Here is a 6947-nt window from a genome sequence, read left to right as displayed (position 1 = left end):
ATTGATGCTGGGCAAGCCGTTGCTGAAGAAGTTGGTGAACGTCAGGCAGGCTTCTTAGGTTCGTCCTGCTCTTGCTGGAGTTGCTCCCAAAGTTCGGCGGCCCCGGGGAATTCGGTGCCGTCGTCCGGGCTCATGTCATCCGGGTCGTAACGACTCAGGCAACCTTCACCAAGGGTGGCGGGGGCTTTGGAAGTGGCTTTGTCCAGTGGATCGCTCATGGCTTTTCCTCGGGCTCAAATGACAAGGGCCTGAGCGATTCAACGCCCAGGCCCCTGGTTTTTCAAGCGTGGCGTGCTCGATCAGAACACAACCGTCTTGTTGCCGTGCACCAGCACGCGGTCTTCCAGGTGATAACGCAGACCACGGGCCAGCACCATCTTCTCGACGTCACGGCCGAAACGCACCATGTCTTCGATGCTGTCGCTGTGGCTGACACGCACCACGTCCTGCTCGATGATCGGGCCGGCGTCCAGCTCTTCGGTCACGTAATGGCAGGTTGCGCCGATCAGTTTGACCCCACGCAGCGACGCTTGGTGATACGGCTTGGCGCCGACGAACGATGGCAGGAAGCTGTGGTGGATGTTGATGACCTTGTGCGCGTATTCGCGGCACATGTCCGGCGGCAGGATCTGCATGTAGCGCGCCAGCACCACCACTTCGGCGTCGTGCTGTTTGACCAGGCGCGATACTTCGTCGAATGCAGGCTGCTTGTCCTGCGGATTGACCGGCACGTGGTAGTAAGGGATGCCGTGCCACTCGACCATGCTGCGCAGGTCATCGTGGTTGGAGATCACACAGGAGATTTCGCAATCCAGTTCATCGCTGTGCCAGCGGTGCAGCAGGTCGGCCAGGCAGTGGGATTCGCGGCTGGCCATCAGCACTACGCGTTTTTTTTGCTCGGTGTCGGTGATGCGCCAGTCCATCGAGAACTCTTCGGCGATCGGCGCGAACTTCTCGCGCAACTCTTCAATACCGAACGGCAGCGAGTCGGCACGGATTTCGTGACGCATGAAGAACCAGCCCACTTGATTGTCAGAGTGGTGGCTCGCTTCGGTGATCCAGCCATTATGAGAGGCCAGAAAATTACTGACTTTGGCAACGATGCCAACGCGGTCCGGGCAAGAAATCACCAGCCGAAAAGTGCGCATGAGGGGGAAACTCCAGAACTTCACAAAGGCCGCCATTCTAGCGACTGCGCAGGAAAACTGCAGTACGCATACGCGCCGGGTGGGATAAAGCATGGCGAAACGGCTTTCTGACGCAGGTCTTACGTCAAGACCGTGACGCTTTAGAAGGGCTTTTGTCAGACAACTGTAAATATCTGTGCTGACTGCATCACATTATTTAACTGAACATTCAAGTCGCGGCTAATTCCTGTAACTCATTTAAATAAAAACCCGATCTAAATGTTTACTTGATGAAACAGCCTGACTATTATTGCGGCACTGTCCCCTGTCATTCAGCATTCTACAAAAGGTAGTACTCATGTCCTTGATCAACGAATATCGCGCCACCGAAGAAGCCATCAAAGAGCTGCAAGCCCGTCTGAAGAACCTGTCCGAAGACGACAAACTGCAAGCCGAACTGGAATTCGAAGGCAAACTGCGCACGCTGATGGGTGAATACTCCAAGTCGCTGCGTGACATCATCGCGCTGCTGGATCCAGAAGCCAAATCCAAGGCTCCACGTGGCGGCGCAGTAAAAACTACCGGCACCAAGCGTGCACGCAAAGTTAAGCAATACAAAAACCCGCACAACGGTGAAGTCATCGAAACCAAAGGTGGCAACCACAAGACTCTGAAAGAGTGGAAAGCCAAGTGGGGCGGCGACGTGGTTGAAGGCTGGGCTACCCTGCTGGGCTAAGCCGCGACGCCTTCGCAGAGCGATCCGCGAACAAAAGAACGCCAGCTAGCGCTGGCGTTTTTTTATGCCCGTAATTTATTGTCCGGGCATGTTCGATTTCACAGATTCAAACGTTTGCGTAATGCCTGGACATAATTCTGCCAGTCATTGAGCACCTCTCGCTGCATCGGTGACGCACTAAGCGACCATTGCTCGGCGGCCTCGATAAATGACTGCACGGTATTCGGCGCACCTGCCTCGGGTTGCGTCAGGCGCTGCTGACAGAATAATTTCCAGCGCTCTTGCTCGGCCACATCCAGGGTGTCCGGAAAGTTGCGTGCTCGATATCGAAAAAGTAATTCAGGCAAACGTTCATCATCGAAAGGCCAGTGCTCTTGCGCCAATTGCGCAGGGTCGGCCGTTCGAACTTGTTCGCATAAACGACGATCACGATCACCGATAAATCCATCGTACAACTGCTGCTCGGGATCTTCGCTGGGAGTGAAATCTTCGCTGGCATAAATCGCCGCGACTTTATCTTTCCACACTTGTTGTGCGTCAGTTAGTCGCACTGCCCGCTCCTGATAAAGCGCCATGTCCAGCCCAAGGCGCTGCTGGTCTTGTGCGCGCAATACCGCCAGCGGCGCTACAACCGGGCAACGATTGATATGAATCAGCTTGAGCGGTACCGGTAACTCACCTTCGGCCAACTCATCGCGACGGGTATAAAGACGCTGACGCAGGGCTTGCGCATCGAGGTCCAGCAACCCCTGCGGATCAAGATGCAGATCACAGACGATCAGGGCGTTGCGATTCTTCGGGTGCCAGGCCAGCGGCAGCACCACGCCGACATAACTGCGCGCCGCCGAGAAACGCCCGGACACATGCACCAGTGGCTGCAACAGGCGGATCTGATCCATCACCTTCTGTTTGCTGCGCAACTGGAACAGCCACTCGTAGAGCTTGGGTTGTTTCTCGCGAATCAGCCGCGCCAACGCGATGGTGGCGCGCACATCCGACAGGGCTTCGTGAGCGTGCCCGTGATCGATATTGTTGGCCGCTGTCAGGCGTTCGAGCTTGAGGGTCACGCGGCCTTCATCATCGGTCGGCCAGACCAGACCGTCCGGGCGCAATGCGTAAGCGGCGCGCACCACATCAATCAGATCCCAGCGACTGTTGCCACCCTGCCATTCACGGGCATAGGGGTCGAAGAAATTGCGATACAGGCTGTAGCGAGTCATCTCATCGTCGAAACGCAAGGTGTTGTAACCGGCGCCACAGGTGCCCGGTGCGGCCAGTTGCGCATGCACGCGAGTCATGAAATCGGCTTCGCTCAAGCCTTTTTCAGCGAGCTGACCGGGGGTGATGCCAGTGATCGCGCACGCCGCCGGGTGCGGCAGGATGTCTTCGCTGGGCTGGCAATAGAGGTTGACCGGCTCGTCGATCTCGTTGAGCGCATGGTCGGTGCGAATCCCGGCCACCTGCAGCGGTCGGTCGTTGCGCGGATTGATGCCAGTGGTTTCGTAGTCGTACCAGAAGATTGAAGTCACGGGCGAATCCTGAACAGAAGATCGGCGAAGTCTAGGCGCTCAGCCGACTCCGGAGCCAGTCTCCTGTCCTCCGAACAGCATTTTTTCCAATTTCCTACAGCTTAAAGGTACTCGAACTGTGGGAACGAGCTTGCTCGCGAAGGGTCCAGCACATTCAACATTGAGGCTGCCTGTCACTGCGCCTTCGCGAGCAAGCTCGCTCCCACAAGGGCCAGTATTGTCCGCCTACGGAGTGGTTACACGCTGTGCAATACATAGTGATGTCGTTTCCCCCCGAGAGGCTGCTAGCATCAGGCGCACTTGCACCCCGAACAGGCGAACATCAGGTAGCCCATGCTCGAGCCCACAGCACCGCGAAGGAAAGCACCGCTGGATACGCGCCATCAGGTCGAAACGCCGGAAGGCATCGACCTGCCGTTGCGCCCCGCCGGGTTGATGGTGCGCGCGGTGGCGTTTGCCATCGATCTGGGCATTCGCGGCTTGATCCTCGGCGTGCTGTTCATCGCGCTGGCATTTCTCGGCAAGCTCGGCATGGGCCTCGGTTCCTTGCTGCTGTTTGCCATCAGCTGGTGGTACATGGTGTTGTTCGAGGTGCTGCGTCAGGGCCGCTCGCCGGGTAAGCAATGGCTGGGTTTGCGCGTGGTACACGATGACGGCACGCCGATCGGTTGGTCGGCCTCGCTATTGCGCAACCTGCTGCGCTTTGTCGATCTACTGCCCTTCGGCTATTTCCTCGGTGCGCTCAGTTGCCTGCAACACCCGACCTTCAAACGCCTCGGCGACATTGCCGCCGGCACCTTGGTGGTATACAGCGAGCGGCCGCTGAGCCGACCGCAATTGCCTGATGCCGAACCTCGTCGCTGCCCCGTTCCACTGACCTTGAGCGAACAACGCGCGGTACTCGGTTTCGCCGAGCGTCAGGCCGAGCTCTCTCCCGCACGGGTCAACGAGCTGGCGGCATTGCTGGCGCAGCCGCTGCACATCTCTGCGCCCAAGGCCGTGTCTGAACTCAACGGCATCGCGCGCGGTTTGTTGGGGCCGACCCCATGAAGCAGAGCCTGTTCGAAAGTCGCCACAAGGCCGAATGGGAGCGTTTCGCCGTGGCGCTTGAACGCCTCGAACACGGCAAGGATACGGCGCAAGTCAGCGATTTTCCCAAGGCCTATCGACGTCTCTGCCAACATCTGGCTCTGGCCCAGGCGCGTGGCTACAGCAGTTTTCTGATCGATTCATTACAGCAGCAAGTGCTGCGCGGCCATCAACAGCTCTATCGGCATCGCAGTCGCCTCGGGGCGCTCATCATCAGCTTTATCCTCGCCGACTTCCCGCGACTGGTGCGCGAACAGTGGCGCTTTGTTGCGGCCGCCAGCCTGTTGTTCTTCGGCAGCCTGATCGGTTTCGGCGTGCTGGTTTATCTGAACCCGGAACTGATCTACAACCTGATCCCGGCCGAACAGGTGCGCGAGATGCAGGGCATGTACGACCCCGTTGCCGGCCACCTCGGACGCTCGTCCGAACGGGCGGCCAGCGAAGACTGGGTGATGTTCGGCTATTACGTCATGCACAACACGGGCATCGCCTTTCAGACGTTCGCCAGCGGTTTGTTGATGGGCGTGGGCAGCGGATTCTTTCTGCTATACAACGGCATGATCATCGGCGCGGTGGCCGGGCATCTCAGCGAGATCGGTTTCGGCCAGACCTTCTGGTCGTTCGTGATCGGCCACGGTGCGTTCGAACTGAGCGCCATCGCCCTCGCCGGAGCGGCGGGCCTGAAGCTGGGCTGGGCGCTGATCGCCCCCGGACGCCTGACATGGGGCGAGGCGCTGCGCCTGGCCGCGCGCAAAAGTGTGTTGCTGGTGTGCGGGGCCATGCTGTTCCTGTTGATCGCAGCCTTTATCGAGGCTTACTGGTCGTCGAAAACCAGTGTCACGCCGCTGACCAAATACGCCGTCGGCGCCGCGCTGTGGCTGGCCGTCGTGGTTTATCTGTCGTTTGCCGGAAGGATTCGTCATGCGCCTGAGTGACGCCAGCGTAGTGATCCGCCCGCGCACGACCTGGGAAGCCATGGACCTGGGCGTATTGATGAGCCAGCAGCATCGGCGGTTGTTGATGACCAGTTGGGCGATCGTCACCCTGCCGCTGTTCGCCCTGCTCAGCCTGTTGCTGTGGGATTCGCCATCACTGGCGGTGTTCATTTTCTGGTGGCTGAAACCGGCCTACGAACGCCTGCCGCTGTACATCCTCTCCAAAGCGCTGTTCGGTGAAACCCCGACGCTCAAGCAAGCCTTGCGTGAATGGCCGCGCCTGCTCAGGCCGCAACTATTGGCGAGTCTGACCTGGCGCCGGCTGAGCCTGAGTCGCAGCTTTGTGCTGCCGGTGACGCAACTCGAAGGTCTCGACGGCGAGGCCAGACAACAACGTCTGCAGGTGCTGCTGCAACGCAACGGCGGCGCCGCGCAATGGCTGACGATTATCGGCGTGCATCTGGAAACCGCGCTGTGGATCGGCTTGATGCTGCTGTTCTACATGCTCTTGCCGCAGCAGATCGAAACCGACTGGGACTGGCAATCGCTTTTGCTAGCCGCCGATCAGGATTGGCGCTGGCTGGAGCACCTGACCAACGTTTTTTACGCGCTGATCCTGGTGGCCTGGGGACCGGTGTATGTCGCCTGCGGTTTCAGCCTGTACCTGAACCGCCGCACACAACTGGAAGCCTGGGACATCGAGCTGGTCTTCCGCCGTTTGCGCCAGCGCTTGAACAACGGCGTGCTCGGCGTGTTGCTGGCGGCGTGTCTGCTGCTGCCGAACCTGCAACCGGTGTGGGCCAGCGATGCGCCGGATGCTCCACGGTTGCTCAATCAGCCGCTGACCAGTCAGGCCTCGCGCGACAGCATTCAGTCGCTGCTCGAACAACCGCCGTTCAAGAACAAGGAGAGCGTCACCCGTTATCGCTTTGGCGACGACCCGGCAAGTCCGACCAAAGACGCGCAAGCGGGTGAGGCACCGCAGTGGCTGAAAACCCTTCTCGGTTGGCTCGATGGTCGACACCTTGATGCCTTGGCGAACGTGATTGAGGTGCTGTTGTGGGGCGCGCTGATTGCCGCGCTGGGCTGGCTGGCCTGGCGTTATCGCGAATTCCTCGGGGCTTTCGTCAGCCGCCGCCCGAACCTGCCAGCGCGCAGCAAACCGCCGGCGTCGCCACAAGTCTTCGGCCTCGATCTGAACCGTGAAACCCTGCCGGATGACATTGCCAGCAGCGCCGAACAATTGTGGCTGAGCGAACCTCGCGCCGCGCTGGGCCTGCTCTATCGCGGCCTGCTCAGCCGTCTGTTGCATGATTTCCACCTGACGCTGAAAGCCGCCGACACCGAGAGCCAGATCCTCAACCGCATTGAGCAATTGCAACGCCCGGACCTGCTCGCCTACAGCCGCAACCTCACTGTTCACTGGCAGAACATGGCCTACGGGCACCGACTTCCAGCTGCGCACCTGCAAGCAGAGCTGTGCAACGGCTGGCGTGAATTGTTCGGCAAAGGATCCGGGCATTGAACCGGC

At 59.4% G+C, this 6947-nt stretch carries 7 protein-coding genes; 4 read left to right on the top strand and 3 right to left on the bottom strand.

The window, feature by feature from the left end; translation table 11 throughout:
- Positions 1 to 41: 41 nt before the first annotated feature.
- Both OQK_RS30790 and purU read right to left on the bottom strand, forming a co-directional pair.
- Positions 42 to 218: a hypothetical protein gene (locus OQK_RS30790; RefSeq protein WP_016773478.1), complete on the bottom strand. Its 177-nt coding sequence runs from the start codon at positions 216 to 218 to the stop codon at positions 42 to 44.
- An 81-nt stretch (positions 219 to 299) separates the two neighbouring features.
- Positions 300 to 1148 (bottom strand): formyltetrahydrofolate deformylase, encoded by an 849-nt coding sequence (gene purU, locus OQK_RS17245; protein WP_016773477.1) that lies wholly within the window; start codon positions 1146 to 1148, stop codon positions 300 to 302.
- Positions 1149 to 1485: 337 nt separating this feature from the next.
- On the opposite strand from purU, the gene mvaT reads away from it, so the two are divergent.
- Positions 1486 to 1863, top strand: coding sequence for a histone-like nucleoid-structuring protein MvaT (mvaT, locus tag OQK_RS17240; protein WP_016773476.1), 378 nt, complete (start codon positions 1486 to 1488; stop codon positions 1861 to 1863).
- 98 nt (positions 1864 to 1961) lie between these two features.
- Here the strand turns inward: mvaT and sbcB are convergent, their stop codons facing one another.
- Positions 1962 to 3392, bottom strand: coding sequence for an exodeoxyribonuclease I (gene sbcB, locus OQK_RS17235; RefSeq protein ID WP_016773475.1), 1431 nt, complete (start codon positions 3390 to 3392; stop codon positions 1962 to 1964).
- A 333-nt stretch (positions 3393 to 3725) separates the two neighbouring features.
- On the opposite strand from sbcB, the gene OQK_RS17230 reads away from it, so the two are divergent.
- Genes OQK_RS17230 through OQK_RS17220 form a run of 3 tightly spaced genes read left to right on the top strand, consistent with a single transcriptional unit; the run spans position 3726 to position 6941 of the window.
- On the top strand, positions 3726 to 4442 hold the full coding sequence (locus OQK_RS17230) for an RDD family protein (RefSeq protein WP_016773474.1): 717 nt from the start codon (positions 3726 to 3728) through the stop codon (positions 4440 to 4442).
- Complete coding sequence (locus OQK_RS17225) at positions 4439 to 5416, top strand: stage II sporulation protein M (protein ID WP_016773473.1); 978 nt, start codon at positions 4439 to 4441, stop codon at positions 5414 to 5416. The genes OQK_RS17230 and OQK_RS17225 overlap by 4 nt, the downstream gene beginning before the upstream one ends.
- Entirely contained in the window at positions 5403 to 6941 is a 1539-nt protein-coding gene (locus tag OQK_RS17220; protein WP_016773472.1) for a membrane protein, read from the top strand. The genes OQK_RS17225 and OQK_RS17220 overlap by 14 nt, the downstream gene beginning before the upstream one ends.
- The last annotated feature ends 6 nt before the right edge of the window (positions 6942 to 6947 follow it).

Origin of the sequence: Pseudomonas sp. R62 (genome assembly GCF_000257605.1) — a bacterium.
Lineage (GTDB): Bacteria > Pseudomonadota > Gammaproteobacteria > Pseudomonadales > Pseudomonadaceae > Aquipseudomonas > Aquipseudomonas atacamensis.
This window is presented reverse-complemented; position numbering and strand designations above follow the sequence as displayed.